The sequence below is a fragment of the Stenotrophomonas sp. 10N36 genome (assembly GCF_056395005.1).
On record NZ_JBFTIS010000008.1, the window covers coordinates 24,651 to 44,685 of the forward strand.

Consider the following 20,035-nt stretch of genomic DNA (forward strand, 5'->3'; position numbering starts at 1 on the left):
GTGGCTGCTCCTGACCGCGTAACCCGCACCTCTCCGAAGGGCAGGATCAGGCCGGCCTGGTCCTGCCCGGGTGGAGAAGATGGCGCGGAATCGCAACCGCTCAGCCCGCCGCCGTGCCCCACGCAATCAGCCCGATCGCCACCACCGCCAGGGCCAGGCCCACGCGGTTCCACACGCTGGTGCGCTCGCCGAACGCGAGCACGCCCACCAGCGCGCCCACCACCACCACGCCGATGTTCATGCCGGCAAACACCACCGCCGGGCTGTCGGGCAGGTGCTGGTGCGCGCGCACGTAGAACAGGATGTTGCCGAAGTTCAGCAGCCCCAGCAGCGCACCGGCCCCCAGGTTGCGCCACTGCAGCGGCGAGGCACCGCTGGCATGTCGCCACAGCTGCAGCGCCAGCATCAGCACGAAGGCCAGGCCGAAGCTGGCCGTCAGCGCCGCCATCGACGGCGTGCCCGACAGCGCCACCTGCTTGAGCATGATGTCCACCAGCGCGTAGCCCACCCACACCGCCAGCAGCCACGGCCAGGCGCGCTCGCCGCTGGGTGCGGCCACGGTGGCGCGCGGGCGCACGCTGATGCCCACGATGGCCAGCAGGCCCAGCCCCAGGCCGGCCAGCTTCCAGCTGTTGGCGGTTTCGCCGAACACCAGGAACGCGGCCAGCAGCGACAGCAGCAGCGACAAGCGCTGGGCCACGTCGCTGCGCACGATGCCGGCGCGGGTCACCGCGCGCGCCATCACCAGGAAAATGGTGGGCAGCGTCACCGCCAACCCCAGCAGCGCCAGCCACGGCGCATGCGCGGTCTGCAGCGAGGCCAGCGACGGGCGCAGCAGCACCAGGCTGAGCACGCTGGCCAGCAGGTAGTTCCAGGTGACCACCTGAGCCATGTCCAGGCGCTGGCGCGGCGCCAGCTTCAGCAGCACCGACACCAGCACACTGCAGCACACACTGAAAACCAGATAGAGCATGACGAACCCGGCAAGCGCGGCCGTGCAGCCCGCGGAGGAGCGGTATTATGACGCCATGCACAATCCCCCTTTCCCCCCCACCAGCGCCGCCCTGGTGCTGGACGGCCCGGTCGGGCCGCTGGACGTTGCCGTCGACCTGCCCACCGGTGACGCGCCGGCCCAGCCGATCGTCGCGGTGATCTGCCACCCGCTGTCCACCGAGGGCGGCACCATGCACAACAAGGTGGTGACCATGGTCGCCACCACCCTGCGCGCGCTGGGCATCACCACGGTGCGCTTCAACTTCCGCAGCGTGGGCACCTCGGCGGGCAGCTTCGACCACGGTAACGGCGAGCAGGACGATCTCAAGGCCGTCGTCGCCTGGGTCCGCGCCCAGCGCCCCGGCGAGCAACTGTGGCTGGCCGGTTTCAGCTTCGGCGCCTTCGTCTCGCTCAAGACCGCCGCTGCGTTGCAGCCGGACGCGCAGATCTCGATCGCCCCGCCCGCCGGACGCTGGGACTTCGACGGCATCCAGCCGCCGGCGCAGTGGCTGGTCATCCAGGGCGAGGAAGACGAAGTTGTCGACCCGCAGGCGGTCTATGACTGGCTGGGCAGCCTGCAGGCGCCGCACGAACTGGTGCGCATGCCCGACACCAGCCACTTCTTCCACCGCAAGCTGATCGACCTGCGCGGGGCCATCACCCACGGCGTCAAGCACTGGCTGCCCGATGCAGGCACCGCAGGCGCATGAGTGACAGCGCACTGACCCCGTCGCAGCGCTACGCCGAAGGCGTGGCCCGGGGCGAATGGCAGAACGACCCGGCCCAGCATGCCGCGCTGGCCGAGCTGGACCGCATCCATGTGGCGCTGGTCGACAGCGCCCAGGACGGCTGGCTGGACCGCCTGTCAGCGTTCTGGAAAAAGCCCGAGCCGGTCAAGGGCCTGTATTTCTGGGGCGGGGTAGGGCGCGGCAAGACCTTCCTGGTGGACCTGTTCTATGACGGGCTGCCGATCGAGCAGAAGTACCGCACCCATTTCCACCGCTTCATGCGTGGCATCCACGAGCGCCTGCGCGAGCACCAGGGCCAGAGCGACCCGCTGGCGCGCATCGCCCAGGAATGGCGGGCCAAGCTGCGCGTGCTGGTGCTGGACGAGTTCTTCGTCACCGACATCGGCGATGCCATGCTCCTGGCGCGGCTGCTGGAGCGGCTGTTCGCCGAGGGCGTGACCCTGGTGACCACCTCCAATACCGCCGTGGAGAACCTGTACCTCAACGGCCTGCAGCGCGACAGCTTCCTGCCGGCCATCGGCCTGCTGCAGACCTACTGCGTGGAGCTGTACGCCGAAGGCACCGAGGATTACCGGATGCGCGCGCTGACCCGCTCGCCGGTGTACCAGGCCCCGCGCGACGCCGGCAGCGATGGCTGGCTGGGCACGCGCTGGGCCGAGTTGAGCGGTGGCCAGCCGGCCAAACCGGGCAACATCGAGATCGAGGGTCGCAAGATTCCGGTGCGGGCGCGCGGCAAGAGCATCGCCTGGTTCGATTTCAAGGCGCTGTGCGAGGGGCCGCGTGGCCCGTCGGACTACATCGAGATCGCGCACGAGTTCAACACCGTGCTGCTGGGCGACATCCCGCACTTCGACAAGCTCAACGAAGATGCCGCGCGCCGCTTCGTCAACCTGATCGATGAGCTCTACGACCGCCACGTCAACCTGGTCTGCACCGCCACCGATACCCCGGTGGCGCTGTACTCGGGCGTGCGCCTGCAGGGCGCATTCGAGCGCACCGCCTCGCGCCTGATCGAAATGCAGAGCGCCGAGTACCTGGGCACCCCGCACAAGGCGTGAGCGTGGCGCCGGGGCCTGCCCGCCGCTATGGGGTGGGCAGGGCGACGGCTTTGCTGCGCGGCTGTTCGCGCGGGGCGGGGGCGTCGTCGTCGCGGTCCACCACCAGCATTCCCAGCGGCTGGCCCTGGTAGCGCACCTCCAGCGCCTGCTGCAGCTGGTCCAGCGCCAGCACCTGGGTGCACAGCGACTGGGCATGGGCCTCCAGCGCCTGGGCGCGGGTTTCCATGGTCCGCTCCAGTTGCGCCTCGACCTTGCTGGCACGCGCCTCCATGCGCTGCGCACCGCCGGTGAACATCGACCACATCACGCCCCGGGCCAGGGAGTCGGCCATGGATTCGGCCGCCTGCTCCACGCGCTGCTCGAAGCCGTCGCCGAAATCGGCCTGCTCCCAGATCCCGCGGCCGAGGGTGCGGTCCACATACTGGTGGGCGTCGTCGCGCAGCCGGGCCACCTGGCGCGCCTTGCCCTTGCTGCCACTGAGGATCTCCACCGTGGCACCGAACGCATCGAAGGTGATGTCCACCACTTCGCCGGCCAGCCCGGCCACGGCGGGCACCAGCTGCCGGGTGCCCCATTCCAGCTGGCGCAGGCGCTGGGCGTCGGCGGCGCTCACCGGCACCGGTTGCCGGTCGATGTTGAGCTCGCCATCGTGGAAGAAGATCTCCGCCGGCACCTGGCCCGGCTGGCGCAGCCAGATCCCGCCGCTGTCCACCAGCACGTTGTAGGGCGTGCTCACCCCGCATTGGCGCGAGGACAGGGCCGGAACGGCGTCCTTGTCATCGGCGTGGGCGGGCGCGGCCACGGCCAGGCCCAGCAGTAGACATCCAGTCAGGGGCAGGCGCATGCGGCGGGCTCGGCAAAGGGGGACGCCTGCAGGCTCGCACCCCCTGCAATTGCTGGCGCGGGTCGGAAGTCACCCTGGCCGGCGGCGACGTGCCGGGTTTGTTAGGTTCGCGTGAGTGCCGCGGGTCTGTTTTCGGATTCTGTTTCTCACCCGGCGTGCCTCTTCCGGCCTTGACTGCGCACTCGGTTTCGACAGGTCCAGACCGTTCGTCGGACGCCCCTCAAGGCGGATCGTTGCGGCGCAAGGGATTGCCCATTTTCACCAGATTTGGCGTTGACGATCCCCGGTACCCCCACTATCTTGTGGCCGTCGGTCCCGCCGACCACAAGTCGACGGGTGAATCGCCTTCACGCCGATGGCCTGAAAACCTACTGACAACCGCACTACACGTACAGCGTTGAGGTATCGGTCGCACCACTCTGAGGGGAGAGGACCGGTGACGCAGGGGAACCGCCCGCAGGCCTGCCTGCGCAGTCGCGGCCCATGCGACACCCCAGGTCCACTCTGAGAGTCCGAGCGCCGGTCCAGCACCTGCCCAGCAGGCAACGTTGTGCCATCCCAAATCACGCCAAGAGGAAAACGCCGTGAGCACCGAAACCAGCGCAGCCACCGAGCAGGAAAGCGAGTTCCTTCTGACCTCGCCGCCCACGGCCAACGCCATGAGTGTCACCAAGCGCAACGGCACTACCGAACTGGTGGATCTGAACAAGATCGTGCGCGCGGTGCAGCGTTGCTGCGAGGGCCTGCACGCGGTGGACCCGATGCGCGTGGCCACCCGCACCATCTCCGGCCTGTACAACGGCGCCACCACGCAGGAGCTGGACGAGCTGTCCATCCGCACCGCCGCCCTGCTGATCGGTGAAGAGCCCGAGTACGGCCGCCTGGCCGCGCGCCTGCTGGCCAACTTCATCGCCAAGGAAGTGTCCGGCCAGGAAATCCACGCGTTCTCGCAGTCGGTGGGCCGTGGCCACGAAGTGGGCCTGATCAACGCGCGCCTGCTGGACTTCGTGCAGATCAACGCACGCAAGCTCAACGACGCCATCGATCCGTCGCTGGACCTGCATTTCGATTACTTCGGCCTGCGCACCCTGTACGACCGCTACCTGCTGCGCCATCCGCACACCCGCAAGGTGATCGAGACCCCGCAGCAGTTCTTCCTGCGCATCGCCAGCGCCCTGAGCGAAGACGTGCCGGAAACCCTGGCGCTGTACAAGCGCATGGGCAACCTGGACTACCTGCCGTCCAGCCCGACCCTGTTCAACTCCGGCACCACCCACGAGCAGCTGTCCTCGTGCTTCCTGCTGGACTCCCCGCAGGATTCGCTGGAGTCGATCTACGCCAAGTACGGCGACATCGCCCAGCTGTCCAAGTTCAGCGGCGGCATCGGCGTCAGCTACAGCCGCGTGCGTTCGCGTGGTTCGCTGATCAAGTCGACCAACGGCCATTCCAACGGCATCGTGCCGTGGCTGAAGACCATGGATTCGTCGGTGGCCGCGGTGAACCAGGGCGGCAAGCGCAAGGGCGCGGCCTGTGTGTACCTGGAAACCTGGCACGCCGATATCGAGGACTTCCTCGAACTGCGTGACAACACCGGTGACGAATCGCGCCGTGCGCACAACCTGAACCTGGCCAACTGGATCCCCGACCTGTTCATGCAGCGCGTGGAGACCGACCAGGAATGGTCGCTGTTCGATCCCAGCGTGGTGCCCGAATTCACCGACCTGTTCGGTGAAGCCTTCGAGCAGGCCTACCTGCAGGCCGAAGCCCAGGGCAAGGCCCAGCGCACCATTCCCGCGCGCAAGCTGTACTCGCGGATGATGCGCACCCTGGCCGAGACCGGCAACGGCTGGATGACCTTCAAGGACAAGTGCAACCGCGCCAGCAACCAGACCCTGCGTCCGGGCAACGTGATCCACCTGTCCAACCTGTGCACCGAAATCCTGGAAATCACCTCGGCCGAAGAGACCGCGGTGTGCAACCTGGGCTCGATCAACCTGGGCAACCATTTCGACGCCCACGGCGAGTTCGATTTCGACAAGCTGGCCAACACCGTGCGCCTGGCCGTGCGCCAGCTCGACCGCGTGATCGACCTGAACTTCTACCCGATCGAAACCGCCCGCCGCGGCAATCTGCGCTGGCGTCCGGTCGGCCTGGGCTGCATGGGCCTGCAGGACGTGTTCTTCCGCAAGCGCCTGGCCTTCGACAGTGCCGAAGCCCGCGCGCTGTCGAAGAAGATCGCCGAAGCGATCTACTTCCACGCCCTGGAAACCTCGTGCGAGCTGGCCCAGGAACGCGGCAAGCACCCGTCCTTCGCCGACACCCGTGCGGCCAGCGGCGAGCTGCAGTTCGACGCCTGGAACGTGGTGCCCGAAGACACCGCCCGTTGGGATGCCCTGCGTGACCGCATCAAGGAACATGGCCTGCGCAACTCGCTGCTGATCGCCATCGCCCCGACCGCGACCATCGCCTCGATCGCCGGTTGCTACGAGTGCGTCGAGCCGCAGGTGTCCAACCTGTTCAAGCGCGAAACCCTGTCCGGCGACTTCCTGCAGGTCAACCGCTACCTGGTGACCGAGCTGAAGAAGCTGGGCCACTGGACGCCGGAAATGCGCGACGCGATCAAGATGGCCGAAGGCTCCATCCAGGGCATCACCCAGATCCCGGAAACCCTGCGCCACATCTACCGCACCGCGTGGGAACTGCCGATGCGTTCGCTGATCGACATGGCCGCCGACCGCGGCGCGTTCATCGACCAGTCCGCCTCGCTCAACCTGTTCATGGAAAGCCCGAGCATCGGCGCGATGTCCTCCATGTACATGTACGCCTGGAAGCAGGGCATCAAGACCACCTACTACCTGCGTTCGCGTCCGGCCACCAAGATCGCCAAGACCACGATCAGCCAGGGCTCGCATGCCGCGCCGGAAAAGGTGTTCACCCCGGACGAAGCCGTGGCCTGCTCGCTGGAGAACCCGGAAAGCTGCGAGGCGTGCCAATAAAAAAGAAGGGCCCCGAGCTGTAACTCGGGGCCCTTCTAATGCTTCACAAAACATCCAACGCTTGGTCAGGGTGTTCTTGCTCTGCTACTTCGTCTAGGAAGTTCGTCAACTATACCTTTTCCGCAATTCGAAAAGGTTAGATGCAGATCAAGATTCGAGACCAAGTCCCCTGAATCGTTAAGAGGCTTGATCATGAGTAAAAATACTAAAACCAGCTCCGCTTCGGCTGCCTCGCTGGCGGCGCGTATTCTCAACAATGAAAGCTCGTCCGGACTTGAGCGATCTCTTGCTGGCTCCGTACTGGCTCAGCGTGGGACTGCCAGTCAGACTGGATCTCGAATGGAAGAGCGTGCTGGTCGCGCCTTGAACAACGATAGGTCATCGGCTACCACGCGCACTTTGGCAGCCAGCTTGGTATCACAGTCCAACAAGACTCGATAGCAAGATGGAGCTGGGCTACTTCAGGTAGCCCAGCTCTTCTAGGCAACTCAGTCATTGGCTGTGAAAACAGTGTCAGCACGATTTCAAGGAGTTAGCAGATGCAAGACCCTCGAATCAGTTTGAACAAGCTTGGCGAGTACATGACGGCTGCGACCCCTTCGCGCCGCAAACGCATCGTTTCAGATCAACAGACGCCGCAGCCATTTATTGTTGCGCGCTACAAGGATGCGCGAGAGGCGATTGTTGATTTCATCGTCTCTGGTATGGGTGATCGTGCTGGGTTGTTCTCATTGGCTAACCGGCTTCGCAGAAGCAGGGAAGGTTCTGAATTCGCTATCAGTGATCGAATTGCTTCCGCTGACGCCATCGTGAGCTTCATTCAGGCTGTCGATGATATTGCGTTGGGCGATTGCATTGCCGTGGCAATGCCGGGAACGAGTTCCGAAGGCATGTCAATATCGGGTGTGTACGTATCTGTACGACCCGACATCTACCTCCGGAACTGGGTAACTGGCGAGATTGTAGGGGCACTCAAACTCCATTTTCCGAAAACTTCGCCACTGAGTTCAGCCGGCGCGGAGTATGTCGCCACGGCAATGCGCGTGTACATGGAGCGGGAGAAGGGTTGCCTAAATTTCGATCATCGCAAGTGTTTCGTCGTCGATGTGCCGACCGCATCCGTGACGATTGCGCCGAAGGCGCACGTCAGGAAGATGAAGGACATCGAGGCGGCTTGCGAGGAAATCGCAATTCGGTGGGCCAGTGGATCAGCTGCTGCTTAGTTTTGAACTAACATTGAACCAGTCGCCGGGCCGCCTTGGCCCGGCAGAATTTGAAGAGATCTAGTAATGACATCCGCGACCCGCCAAATGCTGCTCGATCCAGGTTTTGAACTGACCCTGCGCCCGATGCGCTACCCGCAGTTCTATGACATGTATCGCAACGCGATCAAGAACACCTGGACTGTCGAGGAAATCAATTTCCAGATCGACATCAGCGACCTGCACAGCAAGATGTCGCCGGGCGAACGCCACCTGATCCACCGCCTGGTCGCGTTCTTCGCCACCGGCGATTCGATCGTGTCCAACAACCTGGTGCTGAACCTGTACCAGCACTTGAACGCGCCCGAAGCGCGCATGTACCTGTCGCGCCAGCTGTACGAAGAAGCGCTGCACGTGCAGTTCTACCTGACCCTGCTCGACAACTACCTGCCCGATCCGGATGAGCGCGTCAAAGCGTTCGCCGCGGTGGAGAACATCGACTCGATCAAGAAGAAGGCTGATTTCTGCTTCAAGTGGATCGACTCGATCCAGGACTTGCGCCGCATCGAAACCCGCGACGAGCGCCGCCAGTTCCTGCTCAACCAGATCTGCTTTGCCGCCTGCATCGAAGGCCTGTTCTTCTTTGCCGCGTTCGCCTACGTGTACTACTTCCGTTCGCGCGGCCTGCTCAACGGCCTGGCCTCGGGCACCAACTGGGTGTTCCGCGACGAAAGCGCGCACATGGAGTTCGCCTTCGAATGCGTGGACGTGATCCGCGAGGAAGAGCCGGACCTGTTCGACGATGCCATGAAGCAGCAGGTCTATGACATGCTGGCCGAAGCCATCGAATGCGAAGTACAGTTCGCCGAAGACGTGCTGTCCGGCGGCGTGGCAGGCATTTCCACCCGCGACATGCGCCAGTACCTGCAGCACTGCGCCGACAACCATTTCCACCGCCTGGGCATGGAGCGCAAGTACAACGTGCGCAACCCGCTGAGCTTCATGGAACTGCAGGACGTGCAGGAACTGACCAACTTCTTCGAACGCCGTTCCTCGGCCTACCAGGTGGGCGTGAAGGGCGAAGTCTCGTTCGACATGTCGTTCTGATTCCCGCGTCACACGCATCAACGAAAACCCCGGCCCAGTGCCGGGGTTTTTCGTTCCCGCGCGGCGGTAGAGCCACCCCATGGGTGGCTGCACCTGAAACCGGCACCGCGCGCAGCCACCCATGGGGTGGCTCTACCAGCAATTGCATCCGTCGCTAGAACAGGCGGTGTGCATACGTCATGCGTTGTCCGCATGCCTCGCCAAGGGCCTGCACAAACCGCTCAAGGTCATCACCACTTCCATCCTCAAACTGGATGAAGCACCTGCCAATACCCAGGCTGTATTCCCAGTGCAGATCCAGCAGTGCCACGCGCGACGGGCTGGCACAGCAGGGTCAGCACAGCGCTATAGGTGCCGATGTGCGTACATCATGCCTTGCCCGCATACCTTGCCAACGGCGTCGGCGAACGTCGCCAGATCCCGCCCGCTGCCACCTTCGAACTGGATGAAGCTCCAGCCAATTCCCAACCCGGACTCCCAGTCCAGATCCAGAATGCCGTAGCGTCGGCCAGTGTCAGGATGGGTCCACTGCGCACGGATGTCGTTGTAGGCGACACCAATTAAATCGGTGTAATCGCCGAAGGGAGGGAAGTCCTCGCGTGCTTCACATTCGCCCGGCACGAGTGGAGGGCAGGTTCCCTCCCCAGCAACAACGAACGGCGGTTCTTGCGGATCGATCTGGAAGAGCACGATCGTGAGATCGTCAATGGGTTGGCCGCGATCGCCGATATCGAACAGATCCACGATGCCCGGGCCTGCGCGGTAGCGAGGGCTGAACCAGCGGGACGCGTTGTGTTCCCAGAACAACCACGCATCACCCAGCGCGATGCCATGGTTCCGGATCGCCGCTACGCAGTCTTCCACGCTGCCGTCGCCGTGCACGTGCAGCGAATCGGGCAGGTTGCCCGCCTGGACATGGGAGGCGACCACGTCCGCTGCCGTTCGCCAGTCCGCATCCACCAGCAGGGCATTGGCACCCGGCAGGCGCTCAATGGCATGGCTGAGCGCGTATAACGCTTTGGCAGGGACATCCGCACCCACCGCCGGCAGGATGATCTTCTCCTGCAGCATCCATCGCTCCAGCGCAGGCATGTCAGGCGCAGGCAACTGCGGCGCGGCGGGAAATACGAAACAGTCATGCAGGGACATGCAGCGGCTCGCGCGTTGGGGCAATGGGCAGTGTCGGCGGCTGTCGTTGGCAGGGTCAACGCCGTAGTTCACGAAATGGGCACAGCCTGAACGTGTGGCCGATCGTCCACGACCTTGTTCGCGCCGCTGCCGTACCATCGCGCCACACCCCAACCGGCCACCCCCATGTCCACCACCCCAGACCCCATCCCGCCCACTGAAATCAGCATGGCCGAGATCGTCTTCCCCAACCACACCAACCACCTGGGCACCCTGTTCGGTGGCCAGGCGCTGGCCTGGATGGACAAGGCCGCTTTCCTCGCCGCGGCCCGTTACTCGCGCCGCACCGTGGTCACCGCGCGCTCGGACCAGGTCGATTTCAAGCTGCCGATCCGCATCGGCCAGATGGTGGAAACCATCGGTCGCATCGTCGAAGTGGGCCGCAGCTCGATGAAGGTGGAAGTGGAACTGATCGCCGAAGACCTGCACAGCGGCGAGCGCAAGCTCTGCACCCGCGGCCACTTCGTGATGATCGCGCTGGATGCCGACGGCCACCCCATCGCCGTGCCGCCGCTGCCCGACGCCATTCCCGGGCCGTAACCGCGATTGCGTTGCCCGCCGCGCGCCCCCACCTGTAGACCATGACCCGCCCGCTCGCCGACTTCATCGACCGCGCCCAGCGCCTGTTCGTGCTCACCGGGGCCGGGTGCAGCACCGATTCGGGCATCCCGGATTACCGCGATGCCGACGGCCAGTGGAAACGCACCCCGCCGGTTACCTATCAGGCGTTCATGGGCGAGCTGGCCACCCGCCAGCGCTATTGGGCGCGCAGCCTGCTGGGCTGGCCACGCTTCGGCCATGCCCGCCCGAACGGCACCCACGCCGCGCTGGCGGCGCTCGAAGCCCGCGGCCAGCTGGAAGTACTGCTCACCCAGAACGTGGACCGCCTGCACCAGCGGGCCGGCAGCCGTGCGGTCATCGACCTGCACGGCCGGCTGGACCAGGTGCGCTGCATGGGCTGCGAAGCCCGCACCCCGCGTGAGGCGTTCCAGCAGGTCCTGCTGGCCCACAACCCCGGCTGGGACCAGCTCGACGCGGCCCTGGCCCCGGACGGCGACGCCGACCTGGACGGGGTGGACTTCAGCCCGTTCCAGGTACCGGCATGCCCGCAATGTGGCGGCATCCTCAAGCCGGATGTGGTCTTCTTCGGCGAAAATGTCCCCCGCGAGCGGGTGGCTGCCGTCCACGCGCACCTCGCCCAGGCCGATGCCGTGCTGGTGGTGGGCTCCTCGCTGATGGTCTATTCGGGCTTCCGCTTCGTCCAGGCCGCGGCCAGCGCCGGCGTGCCGGTGGCTGCGCTCAACCTGGGCCGCACCCGCGCCGACGACCTGCTCAGCCTGAAGATCGAACAGCCGTGCGCGGCCGCGCTGGCCTTCCTGCTGCCGTCGGCCAGCACCGCCTGAGCGCCGCCGCGAAACACTGATCCACCGATACGGTTGCCTTGCGCGCGCAGCAGGAGTGCAATGACGCCCGGTTTTCCCGTTTCCGCCAGAGTCCCCCACTTGAGCCAGCTCTTTTCTTCCGTTTCCTTTGGCCCGCTGTCGCTGGCCAACCGCATCGTCATCGCCCCGATGTGCCAGTACTCCTCCACCGATGGCCTGGCCAACGACTGGCACCAGATCCACCTGGGCCAGCTGTCGCAGTCCGGCGCCGGCCTGCTGATCCTGGAAGCCACCGCCGTGCTGCCCGAAGGCCGCATCAGCTGGGCCGACCTGGGCCTGTGGAACGACGACACCGAAGCGGCACTCAAGAAGGTGATCGACGCGGTGAAGCGCTGGTCGCCCATGCCGATCGGCATCCAGCTGGGGCATGCCGGGCGCAAGGCGTCCTCGTCACGGCCGTGGGACGGCGGCGGCGCACTGCCGGCCACCGACCCGCGCGCCTGGACCACGCTCGCGCCGTCGGCGATTCCGTTCCACCCCACCGACCCGACCCCGCAGGCGCTGGACGCGGCCGGCATCGATGCGATCGTGGACGCCTTCGTGGCGGCCGCCCAGCGCGCCGAGCGCATCGGCCTGGATCTGATCGAACTGCATGCCGCGCATGGCTACCTGCTGCACCAGTTCCTGTCGCCGCTGAGCAACAAGCGCGATGACGAGTACGGCGGCTCGCTGCAGAACCGCATGCGCCTGCTGGTGCGCGTGTTCGATGCGGTGCGCGAAGCGGTCAGCGACCGTATCGCGGTGGGCGTGCGCATCTCGGCCAGCGACTGGGTGGCCGGCGGCTGGGACATTGAACAGACCACCACCCTGGCGCACGTGCTGGATGGCCGGGGCTGCCAGTTCCTGCATGTGTCCAGCGGCGGCAACGACCCGCGCCAGCAGATTCCGCTGTCGCCGGGCTACCAGGTGCCGTTCGCCGAGGCGATCAAGGCGCAGAAGCTGCGCATGCCGGTGATTGCCGTCGGCCTGATCACCGACCCGGCCCAGGCCGAATCGATCCTGCGCCACAGCCATGCCGATGCCATCGCGCTGGCCCGCGGCATCCTCTACGACCCGCGCTGGCCGTGGCACGCCGCCGCTGCGCTGGGCGATTCGCTGGAGCCGGCGCCGCAGTACCTGCGCTGCGAACCGCGCGAAGCACGCGGCGTGTTCATCGCACCGCCACGCTGACCCCCACCGCAGGCGGTGGCCAGGTGCCATCGCCTGCGCGCGGCTAGGCCACGTCCACCCGCCACTCGGCCGGCAGCCCTTCGACGATGTGCGTCATCAACGCGCGCACCTTCGGGGTCAGGTCGCGGCGGTCGCTGACACACAGGAACAGCCGCATCGGCTCGGGCAACGCCTGCGCATCGCCGGCTTCATTGCCTTCGAACAGGGCCTGCAGTTCCCCGCGTGCCAGGTAGGGCGCGGCCACGAACGCCGCCAGACGGGTGATGCCGCCGCCGGCCAGCGCCATCGCGGCCAGCGCATCGATATCGTCGCTGACCAGCGCCGGACTGACGTCGGCATCGAAGCGCAGCCCGTCGCGCACGAAGCCCCACCGCAGGTGCCGGCCGTCCTTGGGATGCCGGAACAACAGGCAGCGATGCTCGCGCAGGGCCTCGGGCGTGCGCGGCACGCCGGTGCGCGCCAGGTACGACGGCGCCGCACAGAACACGAATGGCACCTGCGCGATCGGCCGCGCCACCAGCCCTTCTTCCAGCTGCGGTTCGATGCGGATGCTCACGTCCACGTCTTCGCGCGCATGGTCCACCGCCCGGTCGGCCAGCAGCAGTTCGATCGCCAGCCGCGGGTAGCGCGCCTTCAGCGACGGCAGCAGCGGGGCCAGCTTGTGCCGCCCGAACGAGGTGCTGCAGGCGATCCGCAGCCGGCCCTCGGGCGTGGCGTCCAGGTCGGTCACCGCCGCCTGCGCGCGTTGCAGGTCGCGCTCGATGTAGCGCACCTGGGCCAGGTACAGCGCGCCGCGCTCGGTCAGCGCCAGCTGGCGGGTGGTGCGGTTGAACAGGCGCACGCCCAGGTGCGCCTCCAGCCGGGCGATGTTCTGCCCGACCGCCGCCGCGCTGATGCCCAGCGTGCGTGCCGCCGCGGCCAGGCTGCCGGCGTCGGCGGTACGGATGAAGCTGCGGATTGACTGGAGAATATTCATGGTGACCGCCATTCTCGCCTGTGATTGCAAAGTTTGTCTTTCGAAAGAGCCAACAGGGCCCGATCTACCGGTGGCCCGGGCCCGCTCCTAAGGTGGGTGTCCCCGCCAGCCCCGGGCTGCGCCCGCCACCCGGCGCGCACCTGCACCGGGCCTGGCCGCCTTTGCCGGAGATGGACCATGAACCCTGCGCTCGCCCCCCTCGACACCGACCCCCAGGAAACCCAGGAATGGCGTGAAGCACTGCAGGCGGTCACCCAGGTGGCCGGGCGGCCGCGCGCGCACTACCTGCTGGACCAGCTCAGCGACCAGGACGTGGCCCACCACGGCGACCTGCATGCGCGTGCCTGGACCGCCTACGTGAACAGCATTCCGGTGGAGCGCCAGCCGGCGTACCCGGGTGACCTGGCCATCGAGCGCCGGCTCAACGCGATGATCCGCTGGAACGCGATGGTGATGGTGCTGCGCGCCGGCAAGCACTCCAACGTGGGCGGCCACATCGCCACCTACCAGTCGGCGGCCGTGCTGTACGACGTGGGCTTCGACCACTTTTTCCGTGGCCGCACCGACACCTTCGACGGCGACATGATCTACATCCAGGGCCATTCGGCGCCGGGCATCTACGGCCGCGCGTTCGTCGAAGGCCGCATCGCGCCCGAGCGCATGGACAACTTCCGCCGCGAATCCGACCGCGACGGCCTGTCGTCCTACCCGCACCCGCGCCTGATGCCCGACTTCTGGCAGTTCCCCACCGTGTCGATGGGCCTGGGCCCGCTGACGGCCGCCTACCAGGCGCGCTACATGCGCTACCTGGAATACCGCGGCCTGAAGGAGCATCAGGGCCGCAAGGTGTGGGCATTCCTGGGCGATGGCGAAATGGACCAGCCCGAATCGCTGGCCGCCATCTCCGTGGCCGGGCGCGAGCGTCTGGACAACCTGGTGTTCGTGGTGAACTGCAACCTGCAGCGCCTGGACGGCCCGGTGCGCGGCAATGCCAAGGTCATCCAGGAACTGGAAGGCACCTTCCGTGCGGCCGGCTGGAACGTCATCAAGGTGATCTGGGGCGGCGGCTGGGATGCCCTGCTGGCCAAGGACCACAGCGGCCTGCTGCGCCAGCGCATGATGGAATGCGTGGACGGCGACTACCAGACCTTCAAGTCGCAGAGCGGCGCGTACGTGCGCGCGCATTTCTTCGGCACCTCGCCGGAACTGCTCGCCCTGGTCGCGGACATGAGCGATGACGAGATCTGGGCGCTGGCCCGGGGCGGCCACGATCCGCAGAAGGTGTACGCCGCCTACGCGCAGGCGGTGGCCGGTAATGGCCGCCCGAGCGTGATCCTGGCCAAGACGGTCAAGGGCTTCGGCATGGGCGAGGCCGGCGAAGGGCAGAACATCAACCACCAGCTCAAGAAGATGAGCCTGGACGCCGTGCGTGCGTTCCGTGATCGGTTTGATCTGCCGGTCAGTGACGATCAGCTGGACGACATGCCCTACCTGCGCCCCGCGCCGGGCAGCGCGGAGGCGCGTTACTTCGCCCAGCGTCGCCAGGCCCAGGGCGGCCAGTTGCCGTCGCGCGTCACCCACGTCGCGCCGCTGCCGGTGCCGCCGCTGTCGGCCTTTGCCACCCAGCTGCAGGGCAGTGGCGAGCGCGGCCAGTCCACCACGATGGGCTTCGTGCGCATCCTGGGCACGCTGCTCAAGGACCCGGCGCTGGGCAAGCTGGTCATTCCGATCGTGCCCGACGAGTCGCGCACGTTCGGCATGGAAGGCCTGTTCCGCCAGATCGGCATCCACTCCTACCTGGGCCAGCTCTACACCCCGCAGGATGCCGGCCAGCTGAGCTATTACAAGGAAGCCAAGGACGGCCAGATCCTGCAGGAAGGCATCAACGAATCCGGCGCGATCTGTTCGTGGATCGCCGCCGGCACCGCCTACAGCAACCACGGCCTGGCCACGATTCCGTTCTACATCTTCTACTCGATGTTCGGCCTGCAGCGCGTGGGCGACCTGGCCTGGGCGGCGGCCGATGCGCGCACCCGCGGCTTCCTGCTGGGCGCCACCTCCGGTCGCACCACCCTGATGGGCGAGGGCCTGCAGCACGACGACGGCCACAGCCACGTGCTGTCCTCGGTGATTCCCAGCTGCATCTCCTATGACCCCACCTACAACTTCGAACTGGCGGTGATCATCCAGGACGGCTTGCGCCGCATGTATGTGGACCAGGAAGACATCTACTACTACATCACCGTGCTCAACGAGAACTACCCGCACCCGGCCATGCCCGAGGGCGCCGAGGACGGCATCCTCAAGGGCATGTACCTGCTGCACCCGGCCGCCACCGACAGCGCCCCGGCGCTGCGCGTGCAGCTGATGGGCAGCGGCGCGATCCTGCGCGAAGTGGAAGCGGCCGCTGCGCTGCTGCAGCAGGATTTCGGCATCGCCAGCGACGTCTGGAGCGCCACCAGCCTGACCGAACTGCGCCGCGACGGCCTGGCTGCCGAGCGCTGGAACCTGCTGCACCCGGCCGACGAACCGCGCGTGCCCTACGTGCAGCAGCGCCTGGCCGCACACGCCGGGCCGCTGGTGGTGGCCACCGACTACATGAAGATCGTGGCCGACCAGATCCGCCCGTTCGTCGACGGCCGCCGCTTCACCGCACTCGGCACCGACGGCTTCGGCCGCTCGGACACGCGCGAGTCTCTGCGCACGTTCTTTGAAGTGGACCGCCACTTCATCGTGCTGGCCGCGTTGAAGGCGCTGGCTGATGACGGCAGGATCGCGCGCGGGCAGCTGCAGGTGGCGATCGAAAAGTACGGCATCCACGTGGACAAGGTGGATCCGGCGGCGGTGTAGGACGGCCTTGCCACGGCGGGCGTGCCGCGTGCCCCGTTCACTCGTGCGGTTGATGACGAGATGTGGGTCACGGCAGTCGCGCATCACGTGCGGCATGCTGGATACGCCGGTTTCGGCAGGGTCCAGGGAGGGGTGATGAAACACGTTCGGCAGGCATGCCGTCATGCCATCCATGCGTTCGCGGTGCTGCTGTTGGGCGTGTTCGCGCTCGCGCCCGCCGCTGCCGGCACCCAGGCTGTCCCCGGCAGTCTGTACGCCGAGCTGCAGGCGCTGGATGACGACCCCGCGCTGCCGGCCGCGGGGCGCCTGGCTGCGATGCGCCTTGCCTATGCGCGTGCGGCCCCCGATGTGATGCAGCCCGGCGACTGCGCGGCCTTGCCCGATGCACGGCTGCAGGACCTGTTCGACGCCACCGCGTTGATCGCCTTCTATGCCCGCGACCCCGCAACGCTGGCGCGGCTGCAGTGCCTGTATGACACCCTGCAGACGCGCGCGCTGGCCACCGAGGACCAGCACCGCGCCATGCGTGGCGCGCTGATTGCGCTGCAGCGCTTCGACGCGGCCAATGCGTTGGGCGCTCGTCTGTCGAAAACGCCCAGCGCGCTGCCGGAAATCCGCGGCACGTCGCTGCCCGGCAGGCCGGTGCTTCGTCTGGGCAGCCTTGCCCAGGTGGAACGCGCGGTGCTGGCCGAAGATGGCCTGCGCGTGGTGGCCGTTGTGCACCCTTACTGCGGGTTCTCGCGCCGCGCGCTGGAGGCCATCACCACCGCAGCCGAATACGCCTGGCTGCGCGACCACCTGCAACTGCTGGTGCCGATCGGGCAGGTGTGGCCCGGGCAGGAAATGCTCGACTGGAACGCGGCCCATCCGGACCTGCCCATGCAGCCGATGGTGGCCGATCCCGCCTGGCAGGACGTGGAGACCGATCAGACACCGCTGTTCCACCTGATGCGCGACGGTAAGGTCATCGACACCGTGGCGGGTTGGCCACCGGAAGGCGCCGACCTGCGTGCACTCCGTGCCGCGCTGGACGACGGCACGCACTGAGCCGTTCTGCAAGGCGCTTGGTTGCATCTGAGAGCATCGTCCCCGCACCGGCGGTGCTCGCTTAAACTGGCCGGATGCGCCCTGATTCCATTCTTACCCTCTCATGCCCGGACCGTACCGGGATTGTCTACCGTGTGTCTGGCCTGCTGTTCGAGCTGGGCTGCAACATCCTGGACGCCCAGCAGTTCGGTGACGAAGAGAGCGGCCGGTTCTTCCTGCGCGTGCACTTCGATCGCGCCGCCAGCCAGGCGCTGGCCGATGTCGAAGCGCGCATGGGCACGCTGGCGGCGGAGTTCCAGATGGACTGGCAATTGCACGACGCGCGCCGCCGTGCGCGGCTGCTGGTGCTGGTGAGCAAACAGGGGCATTGCCTGAACGACCTGCTGTTCCGCGCGCACAGCCGCCAGCTGCAGGTGGATATCGCGGCGGTGGCGTCCAACCATGACGACTTCGCCGCATTGGCCGGCTCGTACGGGGTGCCGTTCCACCACCTGCCGGTCAACGCCGACAACCGCGCCGTACAGGAACAGCAGATCATCGACCTGGTCGAGCGCGAGCAGATCGACCTGGTGGTGCTGGCGCGCTACATGCAGATCCTGTCGCCGCGCCTGTGCCAGGCGCTGGCGGGCCGGGCGATCAACATCCACCACAGCTTCCTGCCCAGCTTCAAGGGCGCCCAGCCGTACCACCAGGCGCACGCACGGGGGGTCAAGATCATCGGCGCCACCGCGCACTACGTCACCGAAGACCTGGACGAAGGTCCGATCATCGAACAGGACGTGGCCCGCGTGGACCACGCCATGACCCCGCGCGACCTGGTGCGGCTGGGCAGCGATACCGAATCGCAGGTGCTGGCGCGTGCGGTGCGCCGGCACGTGGAGCATCGGATCCTGCGCAACGGGCATCGCACGGTCGTGTTCCGCTGAACGGCCCGCGCCGGGGCGCGGCGTCCCGGTAGGTACCGACCGTTGGTCGGTACGCTTTTCAGGCCGGCGCCCGGAGGCCGCCCGTCAGACGACCGCGATCTTCGCCTTCGCCAACGCCTCGCGCACCATGCCGTCGTTGGCCTCGGTCACCGGCCGGGTCAGGTCCCACAGGAACTTCACCCGGAACCCGGATTTCACCGCGTCCTGTGCGCTCCACAGCACGCAGTAATCGCGCGCCAAACCGCACACGTGCACCTCGCGGATACCGCGCTCATGCAGCCAGCCGGCCAGCCCGGTTGGCGGGCGGCTGCCGTCCGGACCGTGGTTCTCGCGGAACGCGCTGTAGGAGTCCACCTGCTGGCGCGTGCCCTTGCGCAGGATCAGGTCGGCCACGGTCCAGTCCACGCCCGGGTGCAGTGCGGCGCCGGCGCTGCCCTGCACGCAGTGGTCCGGCCACAGGGTCTGCGGCTGCGCATGCAGCAGGATCGCCTCGAACGGCAGGTGCCCCGGATGCTGGCTGGCGAACGAGGCGTGGTTGGCCGGGTGCCAGTCCTGGGTGGCCACCACCGTGCGGTAGCGGCGCTGCACGAGCAGGTCGGCAATCGGGACCACCAGCGCGTCGCCCTGTTCGCAGGCCAGCGCGCCACCGGGCATGAAGTCCGGCTGCAGGTCGATCACCAGCAGGGCCACATCGGCGGGTAGGGCGGCGGTCATGGCAGATCCAACACAACGGAAGCGGGGCAACCAGCGTGGCGGCCCCGCGTACGAACGTCAATCGCCCGTGGGCGCGTCGTTGTCCTGCCCGTAATACAGCAGGCCGATCCTGATGCGTTCGCGGCCGGTTTCGCGTCGGTGCCGGTTGGCGTCGCGCAGCGAGTACACGCAGCCGCAGTACTCCTGCTGGTAGAACTGCTCGCGCTTGCTGATCTCCACCATGCGCGCGGCGCCGCCGCCCTTGCGCCAGTTGTAATCCCAGTACTGGATGCCCGGGTAATGCGCGGCGGCGCGGTGGCCGCAGTCGTTGATCTGGTTCATGTCCTTCCAGCGCGAGATGCCCAGCGAACTGCTGATCACCGGAAAGCCATGCTCGTGCGCATACAGCGCGGTGCGCACGAAGCGCATGTCAAAGCACATCGTGCAGCGGATGCCGCGCTCGGGCTCGGCCTCCATGCCGCGGGCGCGTGCGAACCAGTTGTCGGTGTCGTAGTCGGCGTCGACGAACGGCACGCCGTGCTTCTCGGCAAAGCGGATGTTCTCCTGCTTGCGCAGTTCGTATTCTCTGGCCGGGTGGATATTGGGGTTGTAGAAGAAGATCGTGTACGCGATGCCCGAGGCGGTGATGGCTTCCATCACTTCGCCCGAGCACGGCGCGCAGCACGAATGCAGCAGCAGCCGGGTATGGCCGTCGGGCAGGGACAGGGTGGGGCGGACAATCGGGCTAACGGTGGGCGTGGTCATGTACGTCTCGTCGACCGCACCGCCGGCAA

General features: G+C 66.7%; 17 protein-coding genes. 11 read left to right on the top strand and 6 right to left on the bottom strand.

Translation table 11 applies throughout. The features are described from left to right. Positions 1-100: 100 nt before the first annotated feature. Positions 101-973, bottom strand: a complete 873-nt coding sequence (locus AC1DCJ_RS09790) for an EamA family transporter (RefSeq protein WP_314402987.1) — start codon at positions 971-973, stop codon at positions 101-103. A 55-nt stretch (positions 974-1,028) separates the two neighbouring features. Between AC1DCJ_RS09790 and AC1DCJ_RS09795 the strand changes: the two genes are divergently transcribed. Next, positions 1,029-1,703, top strand: a complete 675-nt coding sequence (locus tag AC1DCJ_RS09795; protein WP_478070827.1) for an alpha/beta hydrolase — start codon at positions 1,029-1,031, stop codon at positions 1,701-1,703. Next, positions 1,700-2,800 (top strand): cell division protein ZapE, encoded by a 1,101-nt coding sequence (gene zapE, locus AC1DCJ_RS09800; RefSeq protein ID WP_038691156.1) that lies wholly within the window; start codon positions 1,700-1,702, stop codon positions 2,798-2,800. Before AC1DCJ_RS09795 ends, zapE begins: the two co-directional genes overlap by 4 nt. Positions 2,801-2,825: 25 nt before the next feature. On the opposite strand, the gene AC1DCJ_RS09805 is transcribed toward zapE, so the two are convergent. Then, a complete protein-coding gene (locus AC1DCJ_RS09805; RefSeq protein WP_478070828.1) occupies positions 2,826-3,644 on the bottom strand; it encodes a DUF2884 family protein in 819 nt (272 codons plus the stop codon). A 584-nt stretch (positions 3,645-4,228) separates the two neighbouring features. On the opposite strand from AC1DCJ_RS09805, the gene AC1DCJ_RS09810 reads away from it, so the two are divergent. The 3 genes from AC1DCJ_RS09810 to AC1DCJ_RS09820 all read left to right on the top strand — a co-directional run bounded on the left by AC1DCJ_RS09810 (position 4,229) and on the right by AC1DCJ_RS09820 (position 8,949). Continuing rightward, a complete protein-coding gene (locus tag AC1DCJ_RS09810; protein ID WP_038691154.1) occupies positions 4,229-6,640 on the top strand; it encodes a ribonucleoside-diphosphate reductase subunit alpha in 2,412 nt (803 codons plus the stop codon). Positions 6,641-7,179: 539 nt separating this feature from the next. Beyond that, positions 7,180-7,863, top strand: coding sequence for a hypothetical protein (locus tag AC1DCJ_RS09815; protein ID WP_478070829.1), 684 nt, complete (start codon positions 7,180-7,182; stop codon positions 7,861-7,863). A 66-nt stretch (positions 7,864-7,929) separates the two neighbouring features. Continuing rightward, positions 7,930-8,949 carry a ribonucleotide-diphosphate reductase subunit beta gene (locus tag AC1DCJ_RS09820; protein ID WP_478070830.1) on the top strand — a complete coding sequence of 340 codons (1,020 nt, stop codon included), beginning with the start codon at positions 7,930-7,932 and terminating at the stop codon, positions 8,947-8,949. Between the two features lie 345 nt (positions 8,950-9,294). Here the strand turns inward: AC1DCJ_RS09820 and AC1DCJ_RS09825 are convergent, their stop codons facing one another. Next, positions 9,295-10,098, bottom strand: coding sequence for a hypothetical protein (locus AC1DCJ_RS09825; protein WP_478070831.1), 804 nt, complete (start codon positions 10,096-10,098; stop codon positions 9,295-9,297). Between the two features lie 165 nt (positions 10,099-10,263). On the opposite strand from AC1DCJ_RS09825, the gene AC1DCJ_RS09830 reads away from it, so the two are divergent. Genes AC1DCJ_RS09830 through AC1DCJ_RS09840 form a run of 3 tightly spaced genes read left to right on the top strand, consistent with a single transcriptional unit; the run spans position 10,264 to position 12,749 of the window. Next, positions 10,264-10,677 carry an acyl-CoA thioesterase gene (locus tag AC1DCJ_RS09830; protein WP_038691150.1) on the top strand — a complete coding sequence of 138 codons (414 nt, stop codon included), beginning with the start codon at positions 10,264-10,266 and terminating at the stop codon, positions 10,675-10,677. Between the two features lie 41 nt (positions 10,678-10,718). Next, positions 10,719-11,540: an NAD-dependent protein deacetylase gene (locus tag AC1DCJ_RS09835; RefSeq protein WP_314402981.1), complete on the top strand. Its 822-nt coding sequence runs from the start codon at positions 10,719-10,721 to the stop codon at positions 11,538-11,540. A gap of 60 nt (positions 11,541-11,600) precedes the next feature. After that, positions 11,601-12,749 carry an NADH:flavin oxidoreductase/NADH oxidase gene (locus tag AC1DCJ_RS09840; RefSeq protein WP_051598930.1) on the top strand — a complete coding sequence of 383 codons (1,149 nt, stop codon included), beginning with the start codon at positions 11,601-11,603 and terminating at the stop codon, positions 12,747-12,749. A gap of 43 nt (positions 12,750-12,792) precedes the next feature. Here AC1DCJ_RS09840 and AC1DCJ_RS09845 read toward each other — a convergent pair whose 3' ends face one another. Continuing rightward, positions 12,793-13,725 (bottom strand): LysR family transcriptional regulator, encoded by a 933-nt coding sequence (locus AC1DCJ_RS09845; protein WP_038692646.1) that lies wholly within the window; start codon positions 13,723-13,725, stop codon positions 12,793-12,795. A gap of 177 nt (positions 13,726-13,902) precedes the next feature. Here AC1DCJ_RS09845 and aceE point away from each other — a divergent pair, with 177 nt between their 5' ends. From aceE to purU, 3 genes are all read left to right on the top strand, one after another. Next, the gene (gene aceE / locus AC1DCJ_RS09850; protein WP_478070832.1) at positions 13,903-16,575 is read left to right on the top strand and encodes a pyruvate dehydrogenase (acetyl-transferring), homodimeric type; all 2,673 of its coding nucleotides are present in this window, start codon (positions 13,903-13,905) and stop codon (positions 16,573-16,575) included. Between the two features lie 135 nt (positions 16,576-16,710). Then, a complete protein-coding gene (locus tag AC1DCJ_RS09855; protein WP_478070833.1) occupies positions 16,711-17,622 on the top strand; it encodes a hypothetical protein in 912 nt (303 codons plus the stop codon). A 74-nt stretch (positions 17,623-17,696) separates the two neighbouring features. Further along, the gene (purU, locus tag AC1DCJ_RS09860) at positions 17,697-18,548 is read left to right on the top strand and encodes a formyltetrahydrofolate deformylase (RefSeq protein WP_137191303.1); all 852 of its coding nucleotides are present in this window, start codon (positions 17,697-17,699) and stop codon (positions 18,546-18,548) included. Between the two features lie 84 nt (positions 18,549-18,632). Here purU and pncA read toward each other — a convergent pair whose 3' ends face one another. Both pncA and AC1DCJ_RS09870 read right to left on the bottom strand, forming a co-directional pair. Continuing rightward, positions 18,633-19,262 carry a bifunctional nicotinamidase/pyrazinamidase gene (gene pncA / locus AC1DCJ_RS09865; RefSeq protein WP_478070834.1) on the bottom strand — a complete coding sequence of 210 codons (630 nt, stop codon included), beginning with the start codon at positions 19,260-19,262 and terminating at the stop codon, positions 18,633-18,635. A 57-nt stretch (positions 19,263-19,319) separates the two neighbouring features. Then, a complete protein-coding gene (locus AC1DCJ_RS09870) occupies positions 19,320-20,006 on the bottom strand; it encodes an epoxyqueuosine reductase QueH (protein WP_478070835.1) in 687 nt (228 codons plus the stop codon). Positions 20,007-20,035 lie beyond the last annotated feature (29 nt).

Excerpts from the sequence above, each read along its gene's own strand:
- AC1DCJ_RS09820 (WP_478070830.1), top strand. The coding sequence starts at position 7,930 with ATGACATCCGCGACCCGCCAAATGCTGCTCGATCCAGGTTTTGAACTG.
- AC1DCJ_RS09790 (WP_314402987.1), bottom strand. The coding sequence starts at position 973 with ATGCTCTATCTGGTTTTCAGTGTGTGCTGCAGTGTGCTGGTGTCGGTG.
- AC1DCJ_RS09830 (WP_038691150.1), top strand. The coding sequence starts at position 10,264 with ATGTCCACCACCCCAGACCCCATCCCGCCCACTGAAATCAGCATGGCC.
- AC1DCJ_RS09840 (WP_051598930.1), top strand. The coding sequence starts at position 11,601 with ATGACGCCCGGTTTTCCCGTTTCCGCCAGAGTCCCCCACTTGAGCCAG.
- AC1DCJ_RS09815 (WP_478070829.1), top strand. The coding sequence starts at position 7,180 with ATGCAAGACCCTCGAATCAGTTTGAACAAGCTTGGCGAGTACATGACG.
- AC1DCJ_RS09870 (WP_478070835.1), bottom strand. The coding sequence starts at position 20,006 with ATGACCACGCCCACCGTTAGCCCGATTGTCCGCCCCACCCTGTCCCTG.
- aceE (WP_478070832.1), top strand. The coding sequence starts at position 13,903 with ATGAACCCTGCGCTCGCCCCCCTCGACACCGACCCCCAGGAAACCCAG.
- AC1DCJ_RS09855 (WP_478070833.1), top strand. The coding sequence starts at position 16,711 with ATGAAACACGTTCGGCAGGCATGCCGTCATGCCATCCATGCGTTCGCG.
- AC1DCJ_RS09795 (WP_478070827.1), top strand. The coding sequence starts at position 1,029 with ATGCACAATCCCCCTTTCCCCCCCACCAGCGCCGCCCTGGTGCTGGAC.
- pncA (WP_478070834.1), bottom strand. The coding sequence starts at position 19,262 with ATGACCGCCGCCCTACCCGCCGATGTGGCCCTGCTGGTGATCGACCTG.
- AC1DCJ_RS09835 (WP_314402981.1), top strand. The coding sequence starts at position 10,719 with ATGACCCGCCCGCTCGCCGACTTCATCGACCGCGCCCAGCGCCTGTTC.
- purU (WP_137191303.1), top strand. The coding sequence starts at position 17,697 with ATGCGCCCTGATTCCATTCTTACCCTCTCATGCCCGGACCGTACCGGG.
- AC1DCJ_RS09845 (WP_038692646.1), bottom strand. The coding sequence starts at position 13,725 with ATGAATATTCTCCAGTCAATCCGCAGCTTCATCCGTACCGCCGACGCC.
- AC1DCJ_RS09825 (WP_478070831.1), bottom strand. The coding sequence starts at position 10,098 with ATGTCCCTGCATGACTGTTTCGTATTTCCCGCCGCGCCGCAGTTGCCT.
- AC1DCJ_RS09805 (WP_478070828.1), bottom strand. The coding sequence starts at position 3,644 with ATGCGCCTGCCCCTGACTGGATGTCTACTGCTGGGCCTGGCCGTGGCC.
- zapE (WP_038691156.1), top strand. The coding sequence starts at position 1,700 with ATGAGTGACAGCGCACTGACCCCGTCGCAGCGCTACGCCGAAGGCGTG.